The 258-nt window shown below is 59.7% G+C and carries 1 pseudogene; it reads right to left on the bottom strand.

The features are described from left to right. Positions 1-258, bottom strand: a pseudogene (locus ACFZPT_RS26770) (TonB-dependent siderophore receptor); the annotation flags it as partial.

Raw genomic sequence — 258 nt, 5'->3', positions numbered from 1 at the left:
CAGGGTGTTTTTCAGGGTCATGTTGTCGTTCAGATCGTGCTCGATGGAGAACGTACTGATTTCGGCGCGGGTCTTGCGGAAATCGCGGCCTTTGAGGCCGTAGAAGTTATCGCTGTCGCCGCCGTCGTTGGGTTTTTCGTGGACGTGGGCGGTGGCGGTGGCCGAACCGTAGCCGTAGGGAATCCCCGAGTCTGGCAGGTCGTCGCATTACAGATGGTAGTAGCTGAGGTTGTAGCGGGTGGGGGTGCCCAGGCCGAA

This window comes from Pseudomonas sp. MD330_10, from assembly GCF_042610415.1.
GTDB lineage: Bacteria > Pseudomonadota > Gammaproteobacteria > Pseudomonadales > Pseudomonadaceae > Aquipseudomonas > Aquipseudomonas rhodesiae.
The sequence above is the reverse complement of the archived record's forward strand: the minus strand, read 5'-3'. Positions and strand labels throughout refer to the sequence as shown.